Annotated in this window: 16 protein-coding genes; 6 read left to right on the top strand and 10 right to left on the bottom strand. The window is 65.7% G+C overall.

From position 1 onward, the window contains the following. Positions 1-75 precede the first annotated feature (75 nt). Both CLM73_RS08220 and purB read right to left on the bottom strand, forming a co-directional pair. Positions 76-534, bottom strand: a complete 459-nt coding sequence (locus CLM73_RS08220; RefSeq protein ID WP_105238036.1) for a c-type cytochrome — start codon at positions 532-534, stop codon at positions 76-78. A gap of 58 nt (positions 535-592) precedes the next feature. After that, positions 593-1,969 (bottom strand): adenylosuccinate lyase, encoded by a 1,377-nt coding sequence (gene purB / locus CLM73_RS08215; protein WP_105238035.1) that lies wholly within the window; start codon positions 1,967-1,969, stop codon positions 593-595. Positions 1,970-2,131: 162 nt separating this feature from the next. Between purB and CLM73_RS08210 the strand changes: the two genes are divergently transcribed. Next, positions 2,132-2,743, top strand: a complete 612-nt coding sequence (locus tag CLM73_RS08210) for a glutathione S-transferase (protein ID WP_105238034.1) — start codon at positions 2,132-2,134, stop codon at positions 2,741-2,743. Between the two features lie 77 nt (positions 2,744-2,820). On the opposite strand, the gene CLM73_RS08205 is transcribed toward CLM73_RS08210, so the two are convergent. From CLM73_RS08205 to gcvA, 3 genes are all read right to left on the bottom strand, one after another. Further along, a complete protein-coding gene (locus CLM73_RS08205) occupies positions 2,821-3,639 on the bottom strand; it encodes a sulfite exporter TauE/SafE family protein (protein WP_105238033.1) in 819 nt (272 codons plus the stop codon). An 84-nt stretch (positions 3,640-3,723) separates the two neighbouring features. Continuing rightward, a complete protein-coding gene (gene mnmA, locus CLM73_RS08200; protein WP_105238032.1) occupies positions 3,724-4,842 on the bottom strand; it encodes a tRNA 2-thiouridine(34) synthase MnmA in 1,119 nt (372 codons plus the stop codon). 7 nt (positions 4,843-4,849) lie between these two features. Next, the gene (gene gcvA / locus CLM73_RS08195) at positions 4,850-5,776 is read right to left on the bottom strand and encodes a transcriptional regulator GcvA (RefSeq protein WP_105238031.1); all 927 of its coding nucleotides are present in this window, start codon (positions 5,774-5,776) and stop codon (positions 4,850-4,852) included. Between the two features lie 237 nt (positions 5,777-6,013). Here gcvA and CLM73_RS08190 point away from each other — a divergent pair, with 237 nt between their 5' ends. The 5 genes from CLM73_RS08190 (at position 6,014) to CLM73_RS08170 (ending at position 10,976) form a co-directional block, all read left to right on the top strand. Next, a complete protein-coding gene (locus tag CLM73_RS08190; protein ID WP_105238030.1) occupies positions 6,014-7,003 on the top strand; it encodes a Bug family tripartite tricarboxylate transporter substrate binding protein in 990 nt (329 codons plus the stop codon). 67 nt (positions 7,004-7,070) lie between these two features. Next, entirely contained in the window at positions 7,071-7,946 is an 876-nt protein-coding gene (locus CLM73_RS08185; protein ID WP_105238029.1) for an N-formylglutamate amidohydrolase, read from the top strand. A 155-nt stretch (positions 7,947-8,101) separates the two neighbouring features. Then, on the top strand, positions 8,102-9,220 hold the full coding sequence (locus CLM73_RS08180) for a Re/Si-specific NAD(P)(+) transhydrogenase subunit alpha (RefSeq protein WP_105238028.1): 1,119 nt from the start codon (positions 8,102-8,104) through the stop codon (positions 9,218-9,220). A 2-nt stretch (positions 9,221-9,222) separates the two neighbouring features. Next, the gene (locus tag CLM73_RS08175) at positions 9,223-9,540 is read left to right on the top strand and encodes an NAD(P) transhydrogenase subunit alpha (RefSeq protein ID WP_006224972.1); all 318 of its coding nucleotides are present in this window, start codon (positions 9,223-9,225) and stop codon (positions 9,538-9,540) included. Beyond that, positions 9,537-10,976 carry an NAD(P)(+) transhydrogenase (Re/Si-specific) subunit beta gene (locus CLM73_RS08170; RefSeq protein ID WP_105238027.1) on the top strand — a complete coding sequence of 480 codons (1,440 nt, stop codon included), beginning with the start codon at positions 9,537-9,539 and terminating at the stop codon, positions 10,974-10,976. The genes CLM73_RS08175 and CLM73_RS08170 overlap by 4 nt, the downstream gene beginning before the upstream one ends. Positions 10,977-11,003: 27 nt before the next feature. Here CLM73_RS08170 and glcF read toward each other — a convergent pair whose 3' ends face one another. From glcF to aroG, 5 genes are all read right to left on the bottom strand, one after another. Continuing rightward, entirely contained in the window at positions 11,004-12,239 is a 1,236-nt protein-coding gene (gene glcF, locus CLM73_RS08165; RefSeq protein WP_105238026.1) for a glycolate oxidase subunit GlcF, read from the bottom strand. Positions 12,240-12,245: 6 nt separating this feature from the next. Then, complete coding sequence (glcE, locus tag CLM73_RS08160; RefSeq protein ID WP_105238025.1) at positions 12,246-13,352, bottom strand: glycolate oxidase subunit GlcE; 1,107 nt, start codon at positions 13,350-13,352, stop codon at positions 12,246-12,248. A 12-nt stretch (positions 13,353-13,364) separates the two neighbouring features. Next, positions 13,365-14,864, bottom strand: coding sequence for an FAD-linked oxidase C-terminal domain-containing protein (locus CLM73_RS08155; protein ID WP_056567291.1), 1,500 nt, complete (start codon positions 14,862-14,864; stop codon positions 13,365-13,367). 180 nt (positions 14,865-15,044) lie between these two features. Then, positions 15,045-16,454 (bottom strand): FAD-binding oxidoreductase, encoded by a 1,410-nt coding sequence (locus CLM73_RS08150; protein ID WP_105238024.1) that lies wholly within the window; start codon positions 16,452-16,454, stop codon positions 15,045-15,047. Between the two features lie 128 nt (positions 16,455-16,582). Then, the gene (gene aroG / locus CLM73_RS08145; RefSeq protein ID WP_056567293.1) at positions 16,583-17,656 is read right to left on the bottom strand and encodes a 3-deoxy-7-phosphoheptulonate synthase AroG; all 1,074 of its coding nucleotides are present in this window, start codon (positions 17,654-17,656) and stop codon (positions 16,583-16,585) included. Positions 17,657-17,825 lie beyond the last annotated feature (169 nt).

Genomic DNA, 17,825 nt, shown 5'->3' with positions numbered 1-17,825 from the left:
AAGCGCAAAACAAAAAGCCCCGAGATGGGGCTTCTTGCTTGAAACGGCGAAGGGCCGGGATGACGGTCCGGCGCCTTACTTCTTCTTGCGGTAGGAATCGTGACAGGCCTTGCAGCTGGCGCCGACGTCGCCGAACGCCGCGCGCAGCTTGTCCAGGTCGCCTGCGTCGGCGGCTGCCGACAGCTTCACGATGTTGTCCTGGAACGCCTGCTGCTTCTGCTTGAAGCCCGCGGCATCGCTCCAGATTTCCGGACGGGCGTCACCGCCTTCCGTACCCGGACCGAAACCCGCCCACGGCAATGCCGACAGCGTCTTCAACACATCGACGTTGGCCTTGATCTGCGCGGCGTCATAGGGCGCCTGGCCCTTGACTACCGGCGCCATGCGGCCGAAGTGCGAGCCGATCAGCGAGAGCGCCGACTGGCGGTACTTGACCGCATCTTCGGGCTTGGCGAATTGCGCGGAGGCGGGCGTCGCCAGCAGCGGACCCACCGTCATACAGGCCAGCGCAGCGAGCGTGGACAACTTCTTCATTGCTATCTCCCGTAGGTACAACGTGAAAGCCGCGCGCATGACGCGCGCGGCACGGCGACTATACCGCCCGGGCCAGATCGGCAGCCAGACCGATGTACGAGCGCGGGGTCATCGCCAGGAGGCGGGCCTTCGGCTCTTCAGGCAGCGCCAGGCCCTGGATGAATTCTCGCAGGGCTTCTTCGGTGATGCCCTTGCCGCGCGTCAAGGCCTTGAGCTGCTCGTAGGGCTGCGGCAGGCCATAGCGGCGCATGACGGTCTGCACCGGCTCGGCCAGGACTTCCCAGCAGGCGTCGATATCGGCGTCGATGGCAGCCGTGTTGACTTCGAGCTTGCCCAGGCCGCGCATGCAGGCGTCCCACGCCACCAGGCAGTAGCCCAGGCCCACGCCGAGGTTGCGCAGGACGGTGGAATCGGTCAGGTCACGCTGCCAGCGGGAGATCGGCAGCTTGTCGGCCAGATGGCGCAGCACGGCGTTGGCCAGACCCAGGTTGCCTTCGGAGTTTTCGAAGTCGATCGGGTTGACCTTGTGCGGCATGGTCGACGAACCGACCTCGCCTTCCTTCAGGCGCTGCTTGAAGTAGCCCAGCGCCACGTAGCCCCAGATGTCGCGATCCAGGTCCAGGATGATGATGTTGGCACGGGTGATCGCGTCGAACAGCGCGGACATCCAGTCGTGCGGTTCGATCTGGATGGTGTGGCGGTTCTGGGTCAGGCCCAGGCCGGACAGCACGCGCTTGCTGAACTCAGGCCAGTTGATTTCGGGGTAGGCGGACAGGTGGGCGTTGTAGTTGCCCGTCGCGCCGTTCAGCTTGGCCAGGGGCTCGACGGCCTCGACCGCGGCAATGGCGCGGTTCAGGCGCGCGGCCACGTTGGCGAATTCCTTGCCCAGCGTGGTCGGGCTGGCGGGCTGGCCATGCGTGCGCGACAGCAGCGGCTGGTCGGCGTTGGCAACGGCCAGGTCATTCAGCTTGGCGGCCACTTCGCGCAGGCGCGGCACCACAACCTGATCTCGGGCGCGCGACAGCATCAGCGCGTGCGAGGTGTTGTTGATGTCTTCAGAGGTGCAGGCGAAGTGGATGAACTCGGCCGCGCGGGCCAGCTCGGCGTCATCGGCGACCTTTTCCTTCAGCCAGTACTCGACGGCCTTCACGTCGTGGTTGGTGACGCGCTCGATATCCTTGATGCGGCCGGCGTCCGCTTCGGAGAAGTTGGCGACCAACTGGGCCAGGCGCGCGCGGGCGGCCTCGGAGAAGGCCGGCAGCTCGGGCAGGCCGGCGTCCGACAGGGCGATTAGCCAGGCGACCTCGACTTCGACGCGGTGCGCCATGAAGCCGGCTTCGGACAGCAGACCGCGCAGCGCGTCGCCCCGGGAAGCGTAGCGGCCATCCAGTGGCGAAAGGGCATTAAGTTGGCTCAGCTGATCGGCGATTTGCATGGTCTGGTAGGGAAAAAGCGACGGATGGGAAAACCCGGCGATTTTATCATCCGGGGCCGCCTGACATTGTGGCAAACTGACGAAGATTCCGCCCTGCGGACAATTCCGGCCGTCATACAGCCTGCTATACTTCGGCCGCTTTCCGACTCCGCTTGTGACTCCATGAAACTGATCGGCTCGCTTACCAGTCCCTACGTGCGCAAAGTGCGCATCGTCATGGCCGAGAAAAAGCTGGACTACCGGCTTGAACTCGAAAACGTCTGGTCCGCCGACACGCAGATCCAAACGTACAACCCGCTGGGCAAGGTTCCCTGCCTGGTGATGGAAGATGGCGGTGCCCTGTTCGATTCGCGCGTCATCGTCGAATACGTTGACACCTTGTCTCCGGTCGCCCGGCTGATTCCTCAGCAGGGACGCGACCGCGCGGCCGTCAAGTGCTGGGAAGCCATCGCCGATGGCCTCCTGGACGCCTGCGTGACCATCGTCAAGGAAAACCAGCGCCCCGAGGCCCAGCGCAGCCCGGAATGGATCGAACGCCAATACGGCAAGATCCACGCCAGCCTGGACGCCATGAACAAAAGCCTGGGCGACAACGCCCATTGCATGGGCATCAACTACAGCCTCGCGGACATCGCGGTCGGCTGTGCCCTTGGCTACCTGGACCTGCGCTTTGCCACCCTGGACTGGCGCACCGGCCAGCCCAATCTGGCCCGCCTGTACGACAAGCTGTCCCAGCGCCAGTCGTTCATCGACACGGCCCCCAAGACGGCCTGACGGCCCAACAAAAACGCCCGGCATGACCGGGCGTGCTCGACTTCCGGCCGCTTTCGCGGCCGGTTTTCATTCCGGGATCAGATCGTCCAGGTCTGCCAGGCCTTGAACAGCATATACGCCGCCAGCGCGAACAGCAGCGCGGCGAACACGCGCTTGAGCGTCTGCACCGGCAGGCGATGGGCCATGCGCGCACCCAGCGGCGCCGTAAGAACGCTGGTGCAGACCAGCGCCAGCAGTGCCGGCCAGTAGATGAAGCCGAGCATCCCCGGGTACGTTTGGGCTTCGTTCAGGCCCGAGACGATATAGCCCACGCTGTTGGCCAGCGCGATGGGAAAGCCCAGCGCCGCCGAGGTCGACACCGCGTTGTGCAGGGCCACGTTGCACCAGACCATGAACGGGACCGACAGGAAGCCGCCCCCGGCGCCGACCAGGCCCGACAGGAAGCCGATGCCCGCTCCCGCCGCGCTGGTTCCGACCACGCCCGGCATCTGGCGCGTGGGCTTGGGCTTCTTGTTGCGCAGCATGCTCCAGCCGGAGTAGCCGACAAACAGCGCGAAGAACAGCGACAGCCACAGCGTGCTCAGCGCCGCGAACACCGCGCCGCCCGACAGCAGCCCGCCGACGATGATGCCCGGCGCCATCGCCGCGACGATGCGCCACTTGATGGTGCCTCGCTGCTGGTGGGCGCGCACGCTGGAAATGGAGGTAAAGAGGATCGACGTCATGGACGTGGCGATCGCGGCGTGCACCACCAGGTCGGCGGGCATGCCCTGCCAGGTGAACAGCATCGTCAAAAACGGAACCAGCAGCATGCCGCCACCAATCCCCAGCAAACCCGCGGCAAAGCCCACCACCCCGCCCAGCACCAGCAGGCAGATCACCATCGTCACATCCACAACCGTCTCCTCAGTTTTATTCTCATGAACAAGGCCCCGCGGGCATGGCACCGGGGGGCCTTGGGTACGTGCAGCGGCGCATTCTTAAAGAATGATCCCGCCGCCCAGGCAAACCTCGCCATCGTATAGCACGGCCGACTGCCCAGGCGTCACCGCCCATTGCGGTTCGGTGAAATCCAGTGAAAACGTCTCCGGCGCCGCATCGCCCAGGCGGCACGCCGCGTCGGCCTGCCGGTAGCGGGTCTTGGCGCCATAGGCGCCTGCCGCCGGCGGCTGCCCCGCGACCCAGCTTGCGTCCTGTGCCCTCAGGCTGCTGGACAGCAGCCACGGATGGTCATGCCCCTGCACGACGTACAGCACGTTGCGTTCCAGGTCCTTGCGGGCCACATACCAGGCCTCGGCCGTGCCGTCGTCCCGCTGCCGGCCCTTGACGCCACCCACGCCCAACCCCTTGCGCTGGCCCAGCGTGTAGAACGACAGGCCTTCGTGGCGGCCGACCTTCTGCCCTTCTGGCGTCAGGATGGGACCGGGCTCGGTGGGCAAGTATCGGTTCAGGAATTCCCGGAACGGACGCTCGCCGATGAAGCAGATCCCGGTGGAATCCTTCTTGGCGGCGTTATGCAGGCCGATCTCGTGCGCGATGCGCCGGACTTCGGTCTTGTGGATCTCGCCCAGCGGAAACAGGGTGCGGGACAACTGCGCCTGATTCAGGCGGTGCAGGAAGTAGCTCTGGTCCTTGGATGCGTCCAGCGCCTTCAGCAACTGGAATTGCGAACCGCCGCCGTCGGCGGGCACTTCGCGCACGCGGGCGTAATGGCCGGTCGCGATGTGTTCCGCGCCGAGCGCCATCGCGTGGTCCAGGAACGCCTTGAACTTGATCTCGGCATTGCACAGGACGTCAGGATTGGGCGTGCGGCCCGCGGAGTATTCGCGCAGGAAATCCGCAAACACGCGGTCCTTGTATTCGGCGGCGAAGTTGACGTATTCGAACTCCACGCCCACCAGGTCGGCGACGCTTGCGGCATCCAGGAGATCCTGGCGGGTGGAGCAGTATTCGGAATCGTCGTCGTCTTCCCAGTTCTTCATGAACAGGCCGACGACCTCGTAGCCCTGTTGCTTGAGCAGCCAGGCGGTGACCGAAGAATCGACCCCGCCGGACATGCCGACGACAACGCGGCCTTTCTTGGTGGATGTTTGACTCATGATGCGGCTATTTTAGATCGGACAAGGCGTCTTCCCGCGGCTGCGGCTCAGCGGCGCGCGAGACCTCCATCAGCCAGGTGCGGAAGGCCTGCAGGGTGGGCAGGTTGGCTTTCTGCTCGGGGTAGCACAGGTAATAACCCATGCGCGCCCGGATCGGGAGCTGGATCGCGATGGCCAGCTTGCCGTCGCGCAGCTCGTCCTCGATCAGGCAGCGCGGGATCAACGCTACGCCAAAACCCGCCGCGGCGGCCTGCGACAGCAAGGCGTACTGATCAAAGCGGGCGCCTTCCAGGCTGCGCCGCGTGTCGCACCCGGCCTGCTCGAACCAGTCGCGCCAGCCTTCCAGGGCCGACGTATGGTGCAGCAGCGGATACGCCAGCAGGTCTTCAGGCGATTGGCATCCGCCCGCGATCAGGCGGGGACTACAGACCGGCAGGATCTCGCGGCCCACGATGTAGTCCGCCCCGCTGCCCGGCCACAGGCCCTCGCCGAAGCGCACTGCGGCGTCCAGTTCGGGCGTGGAAAAGTCGTAGCCCTGGCGGTGCGGCAGGAATTCCACATGGATGTCGGGACGCAGGCGCATGAAGGCCGTCAGGCGCGGGATCAGCCACCGCGCGCCGAACGTCGGCATACAGGTCAGGTTGAGCGTGCCGCCGCGCCCCTGGTGCGCGATCAGTTCGACGGTGGCCGCTTCGATCTGCCCGAGACCGGCCTGGATCTTGGCCAGATAGCTGCGGCCCGCTTCGGTCAGAACCAGGCCTTGCCTGATTCGTAGGAATAGCTCGACACCGACGAACTCTTCCAGATGTTTCACCTGTTTACTCACGGCCCCCTGAGTCACACACAGCTCCTGCGCGGCGCGCGTAAAACTGCTGTGCCGGGCGGCAACTTCGAACGCCTGAAGATCCGTTAAAGAGGGACAGAAACGCCTCATCTGCAGCCCCCACCGAATGTGGGGCTCCCTTGCCCTGCGGGCTTGATGACGGCAAAAGGCCGGGCGACGAATGTTACAAAAATGTAACGGTGACGGAGGCCTGCCGAAAAGAGGTATGAAAAAAAGTCATAGCTTACGGAGAATCTTTCGTTTGCGCAAACATGCCTCCCGGGAAAGAATCGTCGGGTTTGCGTCTGCCTTTGCGCATCCGCCGTTCATTCATTAGTAGGGGAATTCATGCAACGCCGTAATGTAGTCCTGGGCCTGTGTGTCGCCGCCGCGACCCTGGCCACGCCGCTGACCTCGGGTATCGCGCACGCTGAAGATGCGTATCCCAGCAAGCCCATCCGCCTGATCGTTCCCTTCCCGCCCGGCGGCACCACCGACATCGTCGGCCGCCTGTTCGCCGACAAGCTCAGCAAGGAACTCGGCCAGACCGTCGTCGTGGAAAACCGCGGCGGCGCCGGCGGCTCGATCGGCAGCGCGTTCGTCGCCAGCAGCGCGCCGGACGGCTACGTCCTGGGCATCGCCACCGTCAGCACGCACGGCATCAACCCGGCCATCTACCCGAACCTGCCGTTCGATGGCGAGAAGGACTTCACGCCTGTCTCGAACCTGGCCGCCGTGCCGAACATCATGACCATCAACCCGAAGGTCCAGGCCAAGACCATCGCCGAATTCATCACGCTGGCCAAGAGCCAGCCCGGCAAGCTGACGTACGCGTCGGCCGGCAACGGTTCGGTCTCGCACATGATGGGCGAACTGTTCAAGATGGCCTCGGGCACCGACCTGATGCACGTGCCGTACCGTGGCGTGGGCCCCGCGCTGAACGACGCGCTGGCCGGCCAGGTCGACGTCATGTATGACAACCTGCCCTCCACGCTGCCGCACGTCCAGTCCGGCCGCCTGATCGCCATGGCCGTCGCCGCGCCGCAACGCGTGGCCGCGCTGCCGAACGTGCCCACGTTCGCCGAAGCCGGCCTGCCGGCCGTGAACGACGCGTCGTGGTTCGGTCTGGTCGCCCCGGCCAAGCTGCCCGCCCCCGTTCTGGCCAAGCTGAACGCCGCAGTCCAGAAGGTCAGCGCCGAAGATGACGTCAAGAGCCGCCTCGCCGCGCTGGGCGCGTCGCCCGCGGCCAACACCTCGGCCGAATTTGGCGCGCAGATCTCGGCTGAAATCGCCAAGAACAAGCGCATCGCCAAAGAAGCCAACGTGAAGATCGACTAAGCGATCTTCGGTCCTCGCGTGCCCGTGGCGCGCGAGGACCTCCGATTCACGAACGCAGTACCCCCTTATGCGACTTACCCAGCCCCTGTCCTACCGCCTCGACCTCCCGCAGCATTATCCCGATTCGGAAATCTCGGCCCCCCTTGTGCTGGATTCCCCGCACAGCGGCACGGCCTACCCCCCCAATTTCGCCGCCGCGGTGGACTTTGGCGCATTGCGCACGGCCGAGGACACCTGGGTTGACGATCTGTGGGGCGACGCCATCGAGATGGGCGTTCCGATGATCGCCGCCGCATTTCCGCGCGCCTACATCGACGCCAACCGCGCCGCCGACGAAATCGACGAAGTGCTGCTGGACGCCGCCTGGCCCGACGCGATCAACGCCTCCTCCAAGGTCAAGCTTGGCAAGGGCCTGATCTGGCGCATGCTCGATGACGGCACCCCGCTGTACAACCGCAAGCTCACGGTGGACGAAGTGCGCCACCGCATCGATGCCTGCTGGAAGCCCTATCACGCCGCGCTCGGCCAGGTGCTGGACAACGCCCACCGCAAGTTCGGCAAGGTCTGGCACATCAACTGCCACTCGATGCCCAGCGTCGCCGGCGCATTCGCCACCGATCGCCCGGGCCTGGTCCATCCCGACTTCGTGCTGGGTGACCGCGACGGCAGCACCAGCGATCCGGCCTTCCGCGAATTCATCGCCGCCTGGCTGCGCGAGCGCGGCTACAACGTCACCGTGAACGATCCTTACAAGGGCGTGGAACTGGTGCGCGCATTCGGCCGGCCGCAAGAAGGCCGCCACAGCCTGCAGATCGAGATCAACCGCAAGCTCTACATGGACGAAGTGTCGCTGCGTCCGACCGACAACTACGGCCGCCTGAAGGCCGATCTGCGCGACCTCACCGCCGCGCTGATCACCTGGACCCGCACGCAGACGGCATAAGAAACGCCGCCGGTCACACGCCGGGTTGCAAGACCCCCGCCCCATGGTTCGCCATGGGGCTTTTTTTTTGCCGCGCGCAAGCGGCCAAAACGGGGGAGGCGTGAGAGCGCACATTCCGTGTATAACTACGGCGAACCTTCTGAGGAGAGGCGTCGATGCACATCGGGATACCTAAGGAAACCCGAGACGGGGAAACCCGTGTCGCAGCAACACCGGAGACCGTCAAGAAGTACGTCGGCGGCAAGCACACCGTCATCGTGGAGCGCGGGGCAGGCGCCGCCGCCCGCTATCTCGATGATGCCTATGTCGCGGCGGGCGCCACGCTCGGTTCAGCCCAGGATGCCCTGGGCGCCGAACTGGTCATGAAGGTTCGCGCGCCCGCGCCCGAAGAATTGCCCCACATGAAGCCGGGTACCGTGGTCATCGGCATGCTCGATCCCTTCGACGCCGAGGGCCTGGCGCAACTGGCCGCCGCCGGCCTGACCGGCTTCGCGCTGGAAGCCGCGCCGCGCATTACCCGCGCGCAAAGCCTGGACGTGCTGTCGTCGCAGGCCAACCTGGCCGGCTACAAGGCCGTGCTGCTGGCGGCCCACCACTACGGCCGGCTGATCCCCATGATGATGACGGCTGCCGGCACCCTGAAGGCCGCGCGCGCAGTCATCCTGGGCACCGGCGTGGCGGGACTGCAGGCCATCGCCACCGCAAAGCGGCTGGGCGCGGTGGTCGAGGCTTCCGACGTGCGTCCCGCCGCCCGTGAACAGGTGGAATCGCTGGGCGCCAAGTTCATCGACGTGCCTTTCGAAACCGACGAAGAGCGCGAGATCGCACAAGGCACAGGCGGCTATGCGCGGCCCATGCCGCCCGCCTGGATGGCGCGCCAGGCCGTGCTGGTGTCCGAACGCTGCAAGCAGGCCGACATCGTCATCACCACCGCGCTGATCCCAGGACGCCCCGCCCCCACGCTGGTTTCGGCGGACACGGTGGCGGCCATGAAGCCCGGCTCGGTGCTCGTGGATCTTGCCGTCGAACGCGGCGGCAACTGCCCGCTGTCGGAAAAAGGGCAAATCGTCGAAAAGCACGGCGTGACGATCATCGGGCTGACCAACCTGCCCGGCCTGGTCGCCACCGACGCCTCGGCGCTCTACGCGCGCAACATCCTGGATTTCCTGAAGCTCATCATCAATGCGGACGGCGCGCTGGCAATCCAGCGCGACGATGAAATCGTGGCGGCCTGCCTGGTGTGCGAAGGCGGCAATGTGACGCGGAGGACGTGACCATGGAAGCGATCAATCCCACCCTGATGAATCTCATCATCTTCGTGCTGGCCATCTACGTCGGCTACCACGTGGTCTGGAACGTCACGCCCGCGCTGCACACGCCGCTCATGGCCGTCACCAACGCCATTTCCGCCATCATCATCGTCGGCGCAATGCTGGCCGCCGCGCTGACCGAAGGCGGACTGGCGCGCGGCATGGGCGTCTTTGCGGTGGCGCTGGCCGCCGTCAACGTGTTTGGCGGCTTTCTCGTGACGCGGCGCATGCTTGAAATGTTCAAGAAGAAGGACCGCAAGCCGGGCAAGGAGGAAGCGAAATGATCTCGCTGAACCTCGTCACTCTGCTCTATCTGATTGCCTCGGTCTGCTTCATCCAGGCGCTCAAGGGCCTGTCCCATCCCACCACCTCGCGCCTGGGCAACGCCTTCGGCATGGCCGGCATGGCGATCGCCGTGGTGACCACCGCGGCGCTCATCGTCGGGCTGGCGCGCAGCGGCACGGCCACGATCGGACTGGGATGGGTCGTCCTGGGGCTGCTGGTCGGCGGCTCCATCGGCACGCTGATGGCCAAGCGCGTCGAGATGACCAAGATGCCCGAGCTGGTCGCCTTCATGCACAGCATGATCGGCCTGGCGGCGGTCGCGATCGCCGTGGCCGTCGTGGCCGAGCCGCACGCCTTCGGCATCGCGCCGCCCGGCATGGCGATTCCCACCGGCAACCGCTTCGAGCTCTTCATCGGCACGTTCGTGGGCGCCATCACGTTCTCGGGCTCCGTCATCGCCTTCGGCAAGCTGTCCGGCAAGTACAAGTTCCGGCTGTTCCAGGGCGCACCCGTGGTGTTCCCCGGCCAGCACATGCTGAATCTGGCGCTGGCGCTGGCGATGCTGGGCTGCGGCGTCTGGTTCATGCTCACGCAGGAATGGACGCCCTTCATCATCATGACGCTCATCGCCTTCGTGCTGGGCGTGCTGATCATCATCCCGATCGGCGGCGCGGACATGCCGGTGGTGGTGTCGATGCTGAACAGCTATTCCGGCTGGGCGGCGGCGGGCATCGGCTTCTCGCTGAACAACCCCATGCTGATCATTGCCGGATCGCTGGTGGGCTCTTCGGGCGCCATCCTGTCCTACATCATGTGCAAGGCGATGAACCGGTCGTTCTTCAACGTGATCCTGGGCGGCTTTGGCGGCCAGTCGGGCGGCGGCGCGGCAGCAGGCGACGCGCCGCAACGCAGCGTCAAGTCGGGCAGCCCGGACGACGCGGCGTTCCTGATGACCAACGCCGAAAGTGTGACCATCGTGCCCGGCTACGGCCTGGCCGTGGCGCGGGCCCAGCATGCCCTGAAGGAACTGGCCGAAAAGCTGACCGCGCGCGGCGTGACCGTCAAGTACGCGATCCACCCCGTTGCCGGCCGCATGCCCGGCCACATGAACGTGCTGCTGGCCGAGGCCGAAGTGCCTTACGACCAGGTCTTCGAGATGGAAGACATCAACAGCGAGTTCGGCCAGACCGACGTGGTGCTGGTGCTGGGCGCAAACGACGTGGTCAACCCGGCCGCCAAGAACGATCCCAAGTCACCGATTGCCGGCATGCCCATCCTCGAAGCCTACAAGGCGCGCACGGTCATCGTGAACAAGCGCTCGATGGCCTCGGGCTATGCCGGGCTGGACAACGAGCTGTTCTACATGGACCGCACGATGATGGTCTTCGGCGACGCCAAGAAGGTGCTCGAAGACATGGTCAAGGCCGTGGAATAACCGCAACGCCAGGCGCTGCGCGGGCTGCTAGCCCTGCGCAGCGCGGCGCAACTGCTCGTCGACCACTTCGACCCAATGGCGCACCGGCGTGTCGGTGCCGCTTTGCAGATGCCCGATGCACCCGATGTTGGCGGACAGGATCACATCGGGACCGCCCACCGCAATGGCGCCCAGCTTGCGGTCGCGCAGCTCCAGCGCGATTTCCGGATTCAATACCGAATACGCGCCCGCCGATCCGCAGCACAGATGCTTGTCCGCGAACGGCTGCAGTTCGAAGCCCAGGTCGACCAGCAATTGCTCGGACAACGGCCGCAGCCCCTGCCAGTGCTGCAACGTGCACGGCGGGTGAAACGATGCCCGCGTGCCGGCCGGCAGGCGCGACCGCAGCAACCCGGCGTGCGGCGCGACGATCTCCGCCACGTCCTTCACCAGCGCCACGATGTCGGCGGCTTTCTGCGCATAGGCCGGGTCGTGGCGCAGGTGGTGGGCGTACTCCTTGACCATGGCGCCGCAGCCCGACGCATTCATGACGATGGCCTCGACCTTGCCGTCCTGCACCAGCGGCCACCACGCGTCGACGTTGGCGCGCATCTGCGCCACGGCTTCGTCCTGCGCATCCAGGTGGAAACTGACCGCGCCGCAGCAGCCGGCGCCCGGCGCGATGCGCGCGCCGATGCCCACCGCATCCAGCACGCGGATGGTGGCGGCGTCGATGGTGGGCATCATGGCCGGTTGCACGCAGCCCGCCAGCATCAGCACCTGACGCGCATGCCGCGCCACCTGCGGCAGCGGGCCCGCGTCGCGGCGCTCCGGCACCTTGCGCCGGATCGACTGCGGCAGCACGCCCCGCAGCCGCTGGCCCAGGCGCATGGCCGGCGCGAACATTGGCGACAGCATCGCCTTGCGCAGCAACGTGCGTTTTGTCTTGTCGCCCCACGATCGCTCCACGCGCTCGTCCACGATCTTGCGGCCGATGTCGACGAGATGGCCGTACTCGACGCCGGACGGGCAGGTGGTCTCGCAATTGCGGCAGGTCAGGCAGCGGTCCAGATGCTGCTGCGTGGATTGCGTGGGCTCCTTGCCTTCCAACACCTGCTTGATGAGATAGATGCGCCCGCGCGGGCTGTCCAGTTCGTCGCCCAGGACCTGATACGTGGGACAGGTAGCCGTGCAGAAACCGCAATGCACGCAGCGGCGCAGAATCGCGTCCGCCTCGTTGCCCAGATCGGTGCCGCTTGCCCAGGAGGCCAGATTGGTTTGCATGATGTCCTACAGATCCAGGACCAGGCGGCCGGGGTTGAAGAGGCCGGCGGGATCGAGCTCCTGCTTCAGCCTGCGGGTGATCGCGCCGACACCCGGCGCAAGCGGATGAAACACGCCGTCGGCGGGCGGCGGGGTATCGGCGGGCCGGAACAGCGTCGCGTGGCCGCCATGCCCGGCCGCCGTCTCGCGCAGCTCGGCCGCATCGCGCGGGCCGCTCAGCCACCGCTGACCGCCGCCCCACTCCACCAGCGTCGGCCCCAGCTCCAGGACTGCGGTGGTAGGCGGCAGGGCCAGGCGCCACAAGGGCCGGTCCGGCGCAAAGAACGCGTGGGTCTGTTCGCGCAACGAGCGCCACCATGCGTCGGCCGCATCGGGCGCCAGCACATCGCCGCCGATCAGCACTCGTGCGCTGGCCAACGCGGGCGGCGCGCCGGATAAGCGCACCATCGTCACGCCGTCAGCGCCATCGCCTTCGCTCGCCCAGCTCGACGCCGAGATCGGCAACGGCTTGCCGCGCCAGAAGGCAAAGTTGGCCAGCGCCTGCGCCTGCGTCGCGGGCAACGCCAGCGTCATCTCCTGCATCGGCTTGGGCACGACCTTCAGCGACACCTCCAGGATGGCGCCGAAGATGCCGTGCGAGCCGGCCAGAAGCCGCGACACGTCATAGCCCGCCACGTTCTTCATGACCTCGCCCCCGAAGGACAGGATGCGTCCGTCCGAGTCCAGCAGTTGCGCGCCGAGCACAAAATCCTTCAAGGCGCCGGCGGTCATGCGGCGCGGACCCGACAGGCCCGCCGCCACGCAGCCGCCCACGGTCGCCGTGGGCGCGAAGTGCGGCGGTTCGAAGGCCAGCATCTGGCCGTTCTCGGCAAGCGCGGCCTCCAACTCGGCCAGCGGCGTTCCGGCACGCACCGTCACGACAAGTTCGGACGGGTGGTAGCTCACGATGCCGCGGTAAGGCGTCATATCGAGCAGGCAATGGCCATCCTGCGGCCTCACGGGACGGTAGTTACCGTAGAACCGCTTGCTGCCGCCGCCCATCACGAACAGGGGTTTGTGGCCGGCACGGGCCGTCATGACCTGGTCGCACAATTCCGACAGGACAAAATCCATAAGGGATACGTCCTAGAAGCGGGCGAGATCGGGGAAGCGCAGTTCTCCCGCATGGACGTGCATCTTGCCGTATTCGGCGCAGCGTGCCAGCGTGGGGATGACCTTTTCAGGATTCAGCAGGCACGGCGGATCAAAGGCCCGCTTGACTGCCAGGAACGCGTCGAGTTCTTCGCGAGAGAATTGCACGCACATTTGATTTATCTTCTCCATTCCCACACCGTGCTCTCCGGTCACGGTTCCTCCCACCTGCACGCACAGCTCAAGAATGGCCGCGCCAAATTTCTCGGCGCGCTCCACCTCGTCCGGCTTATTCGAATCGAACAGGATCAGCGGATGCAGATTGCCGTCGCCGGCATGAAAGACGTTGGCGCATCGCAGGCCGAATTCGTCTTCCATCTGTTCAATGGCGCCCAGCACGCGCGCCAGATGGCGGCGCGGAATCGTGCCGTCCATGCAGTAGTAGTCGGGCGACACGCGCCCGGCGGCGGGAAACGCGTTCTTGCGCCCCGCCCAGAATTTCAGCCGTTCCGCTTCCGACGCCGACACCTGGCAGCGGGTGGCGCCGGCTTGCCGGAACACCGCTTCCATGCGCGCGATCTCGTGCGCCACCTCTTCGGGTGTGCCGTCCGATTCGCACAGCAGGATGGCCTGCGCGTCCATGTCGTAGCCCGCGCGGACAAACGGTTCCACCATGTGCGTCGCGCGGCGGTCCATCATTTCCAGGCCAGCGGGAATCATGCCCGCCGCGATCACCTGCGTGACCGCATTGCCAGCCGCCTCGACGCTGGAAAAACTGGCCATGACCACCTGCTGGCAGGCCGGCTTCGGGATGAGCTTGACGGTCACTTCGGTGACAACGCCCAGCATGCCCTCGGAGCCGACGAACACCGACAGCAGATCCAGTCCGGGCGCGTCCGGCGCGTGCGATCCCAGTTCGACCACATCGCCGTCGATCGTGACCACGCGCACGCGCAGCACGTTGTGCACGGTCAGGCCGTACTTCAGGCAATGCACGCCGCCGGAGTTTTCCGCGACGTTGCCGCCGATGGAGCACGCGATCTGGCTCGACGGATCCGGCGCGTAGTACAGCCCGTACGGCGACACCGCTTCGGAGATCGCAAGATTGCGCACACCCGGCTCGACGATGGCGGTCGTGCTGGCCAGGTCGATATGCTTGATCCGATTGAATTTGGACAGCCCCAGCAACACGCCCTGGCTGTGCGGCATGGCGCCGCCCGACAGCCCTGTTCCGGCGCCGCGCGCCACAATGGGCGCATTCAGCCGCTTGCAGATGCGCATGATGGCCTGCACCTGCGCTTCCGTTTCAGGCAAGGCAACGACCGCGGGAATCGAGCGGTAAAGGGATAGGCCATCGCATTCGTAAGGACGGGTGTCCTCTTCGCGATACAGCACACAGTGCGCGGGCAACGCGGCCGACAACGCCTCGATGAGCTGCTGCTGCGTATAAGGCGCCTGCACTTGTGCCAGGCCGGTTTCGACCAGTGAATTCATGAGCGCAACAATAGCGCGAGTGCCCATGTTAATCAGGCCGGGATTTACCCGCACCTGACGCATTTACGGGCATTTGCGGCCAGATCATACGTAACCGGCCGTAAATCGCGCAGCGGCTTGTCGCGTAAAAGCAGCAGGCGCTGCCGATGCGAGGGGGGCTGTTGCGGCCCCCCCTGCTGATTACCAGGACACGATCTTGCCCGGGTTCAGGATGTTGTTCGGGTCGAACGCGTGCTTCAGACTGCGCATCAGGTCCAGCGCGTCTTCGCCGTGCTCTTCCGCCATGAACTGCATCTTGTGCAGGCCGACGCCGTGCTCTCCCGTGCAGGTGCCGTCGGCTGCGATCGCCCGGCGCACGAGGTTGTGATTGATGGCTTCCGACTCCTGCCATTCCTGCGCGCTGTCGGCGTCCAGCAGCATCAGCACGTGGAAGTTGCCGTCGCCCACGTGGCCGACGATGGTGTACGGGAAGCTCGCGCGGTCCAGTTCCTCGACGGTTTCACGCACGCAATCGGCCAGGCGCGAGATCGGCACGCAGACGTCGGTGGTGCTGGCGCGGCAGCCGGGACGCAACTGCAGGCCCGCGAAATACGCGTTGTGGCGCGCGGTCCAGAGGCGGCTGCGGTCTTCGGGGCGCTCGGCCCATTCGAAGTCCATGCCGCCATGCTCGGCCGTGATCGCCTGCACGGTTTCGGCCTGCTCTTGCACGCCGGCGGGACTGCCATGAAATTCAAACACCAGCAGCGGCGTTTCGCGCAGGGTCAGCTTGCTGTGCAGGTTGACGGAGCGAACGCTGGCGGCGTCCATGAACTCGACGCGCGCGATCGGCACGCCCATCTGGATGATCTCGATCACGCTCTGCACCGCGGCGTCCAGCGTCGGGAAATTGCAGACGGCGGCGGACACGGCTTCGGGCTGCGGATACAGGCGCACGGTCACTTCGGTGATGATGCCGAGCGTGCCTTCGCTGCCCACGAAAATGCGCGTCAGGTCGTAGCCGGCCGACGACTTGCGGGCGCGGCCGGCGGTGCGGATGATGCGGCCGTCCGCAGTGACGACGGTCAGCGACATGACGTTCTCGCGCATCGTGCCGTAGCGCACGGCATTGGTGCCCGAGGCGCGGGTGGCGGCCATGCCGCCGAGGCTGGCGTCGGCGCCCGGGTCAATCGGAAAGAACAGGCCGGTGCTGCGGATTTCTTCGTTGAGCTGCTTGCGCAGCACGCCGGCCTGCACCGTGGCGGTCAGGTCTTCGGCGTTGATGGCAAGGACCTTGTTCATCTGCGACAGGTCCAGGCTGATGCCGCCCTGGATTGCAAGAATGTGGCCTTCGAGCGAAGAGCCAGCGCCGTACGGAATCAAGGGAACGCGATGCTCGTTGCACACCTTGGCGACGAACGCGACATCTTCCGTCGACTGCGCAAAGACCACGGCGTCAGGCAGCATGGCCGGATAAGGCGATTCGTCGCGGCCATGGTGTTCGCGCACGGCGGCCGATTCCGACAGGCGGTCGCCAAAGTGCGCACGCAGGGCATCCAGACAGGCGGCCGGAACCGCGCGGCGCAACGATTCGGCGTGCAAGGGAGCGTTCATGATCTCGTGGTTTCCCGGGTTCGATAATCCGAATATTCTACGCCGCCTCGGGTGCTGCGCCGCACACCGCCCCAGGCTGACGGTGCGCGACGCAAATCCCCCTCAGTTTCCGAAATCTCTTTCCGGAATCACTTGCCCGAGGTCAGCGCAACGCGGCGGCGTTCGCGCACGGCCTGCGCCAGGCGTTCCAGCACGGCGACCGAGGCATCCCAGTCGATGCAGCCGTCGGTGATGCTCTGGCCGTACACCAGCGGCTGGCCGGGCACCATGTCCTGGCGGCCGCCCAGCAGGTGGCTTTCAACCATGACGCCGACCAGGCGCGCATCGCCGGCCTCCATCTGGCGCGCCACGTCTTCGACGACGAGCGACTGGTTCTCCGGCTTCTTGCTGCTGTTGGCGTGGCTGGCATCGACCATGATGCGCTGCGCGAGGCCGGCCTTGGACACGTCCTGGCACGCGGCGTCCACGCTGGCCGCATCGTAGTTCGGCGTCTTGCCGCCACGCAGGATCACGTGGCAGTCCTCGTTGCCCGCGGTGGACACGATGGCCGAATGACCGCCCTTGGTCACCGACAGGAAATGGTGCGGCTGCGACGCCGCCTTGATCGCGTCGACGGCGATCTTCACGTTGCCGTCCGTGCCGTTCTTGAATCCCACCGGACACGACAGGCCCGACGCCAGCTCGCGGTGCACCTGGCTTTCCGTCGTGCGCGCCCCGATCGCCCCCCAGGAGACCAGATCCGCGATGTACTGCGGCGTAATCATGTCCAGGAACTCGCATCCCGCCGGCAGGCCCATGCTGTTGATGTCCAGCAGCAGTTCGCGAGCCACGCGCACGCCCTTGTTGATGTCGAAACTGCCGTCCAGGTCGGGATCATTGATCAGACCCTTCCAGCCCACGGTCGTGCGCGGCTTTTCGAAGTAGACGCGCATCACGATTTCCAGGTCGGCGCTCAGGCGATCGCGCACGGGCTTCAGCCGCTTGGCGTATTCGATGGCGGCGCGCGTGTCGTGGATGGAACACGGGCCGATCACAACGATCATGCGATCGTCCATGCCGTGCAGGATGCGGTGCATGCCTTGCCGTGCGGCGAAGACGGTCTCGGACGCCTCCTTGGTGCAGGCGAACTCGCGCATCACGTGCGAGGGCGGATTCAGTTCCTTGATTTCTCGAATACGAAGGTCATCGGTGTTGTGCGACACGGTACTGCTCCTGGGTTGCCCGCCACGGCGGCATAAAAAAAGCCGCCAGATTCGCTGGCGGCTTTTTTGGGGGGATTCTTTCCAAACTTCAGATTGAGCGCGTCCCTTCCTCCGCCAGCGGCTTCAGAAAACCAAAAAAATAAAAATAAAAGGCGGGGAACGCGAATTT

The organism is Achromobacter spanius (genome assembly GCF_002966795.1).
In the GTDB taxonomy this organism is placed as follows: domain Bacteria; phylum Pseudomonadota; class Gammaproteobacteria; order Burkholderiales; family Burkholderiaceae_B; genus Achromobacter; species Achromobacter spanius_D.
The sequence above is the reverse complement of the archived record's forward strand: the minus strand, read 5'-3'. Positions and strand labels throughout refer to the sequence as shown.

What these genes read in the sequence shown, in the direction of transcription:
- gcvA (WP_105238031.1), bottom strand. Translation starts at nt 5,776, where the DNA reads ATGAGGCGTTTCTGTCCCTCTTTAACGGATCTTCAGGCGTTCGAAGTT.
- glcE (WP_105238025.1), bottom strand. Translation starts at nt 13,352, where the DNA reads ATGGATTTTGTCCTGTCGGAATTGTGCGACCAGGTCATGACGGCCCGT.
- glcF (WP_105238026.1), bottom strand. Translation starts at nt 12,239, where the DNA reads ATGCAAACCAATCTGGCCTCCTGGGCAAGCGGCACCGATCTGGGCAAC.
- CLM73_RS08185 (WP_105238029.1), top strand. Translation starts at nt 7,071, where the DNA reads ATGCGACTTACCCAGCCCCTGTCCTACCGCCTCGACCTCCCGCAGCAT.
- CLM73_RS08220 (WP_105238036.1), bottom strand. Translation starts at nt 534, where the DNA reads ATGAAGAAGTTGTCCACGCTCGCTGCGCTGGCCTGTATGACGGTGGGT.
- mnmA (WP_105238032.1), bottom strand. Translation starts at nt 4,842, where the DNA reads ATGAGTCAAACATCCACCAAGAAAGGCCGCGTTGTCGTCGGCATGTCC.
- CLM73_RS08210 (WP_105238034.1), top strand. Translation starts at nt 2,132, where the DNA reads ATGAAACTGATCGGCTCGCTTACCAGTCCCTACGTGCGCAAAGTGCGC.
- CLM73_RS08175 (WP_006224972.1), top strand. Translation starts at nt 9,223, where the DNA reads ATGGAAGCGATCAATCCCACCCTGATGAATCTCATCATCTTCGTGCTG.
- purB (WP_105238035.1), bottom strand. Translation starts at nt 1,969, where the DNA reads ATGCAAATCGCCGATCAGCTGAGCCAACTTAATGCCCTTTCGCCACTG.
- CLM73_RS08150 (WP_105238024.1), bottom strand. Translation starts at nt 16,454, where the DNA reads ATGAACGCTCCCTTGCACGCCGAATCGTTGCGCCGCGCGGTTCCGGCC.
- CLM73_RS08170 (WP_105238027.1), top strand. Translation starts at nt 9,537, where the DNA reads ATGATCTCGCTGAACCTCGTCACTCTGCTCTATCTGATTGCCTCGGTC.
- CLM73_RS08180 (WP_105238028.1), top strand. Translation starts at nt 8,102, where the DNA reads ATGCACATCGGGATACCTAAGGAAACCCGAGACGGGGAAACCCGTGTC.
- CLM73_RS08155 (WP_056567291.1), bottom strand. Translation starts at nt 14,864, where the DNA reads ATGAATTCACTGGTCGAAACCGGCCTGGCACAAGTGCAGGCGCCTTAT.
- CLM73_RS08190 (WP_105238030.1), top strand. Translation starts at nt 6,014, where the DNA reads ATGCAACGCCGTAATGTAGTCCTGGGCCTGTGTGTCGCCGCCGCGACC.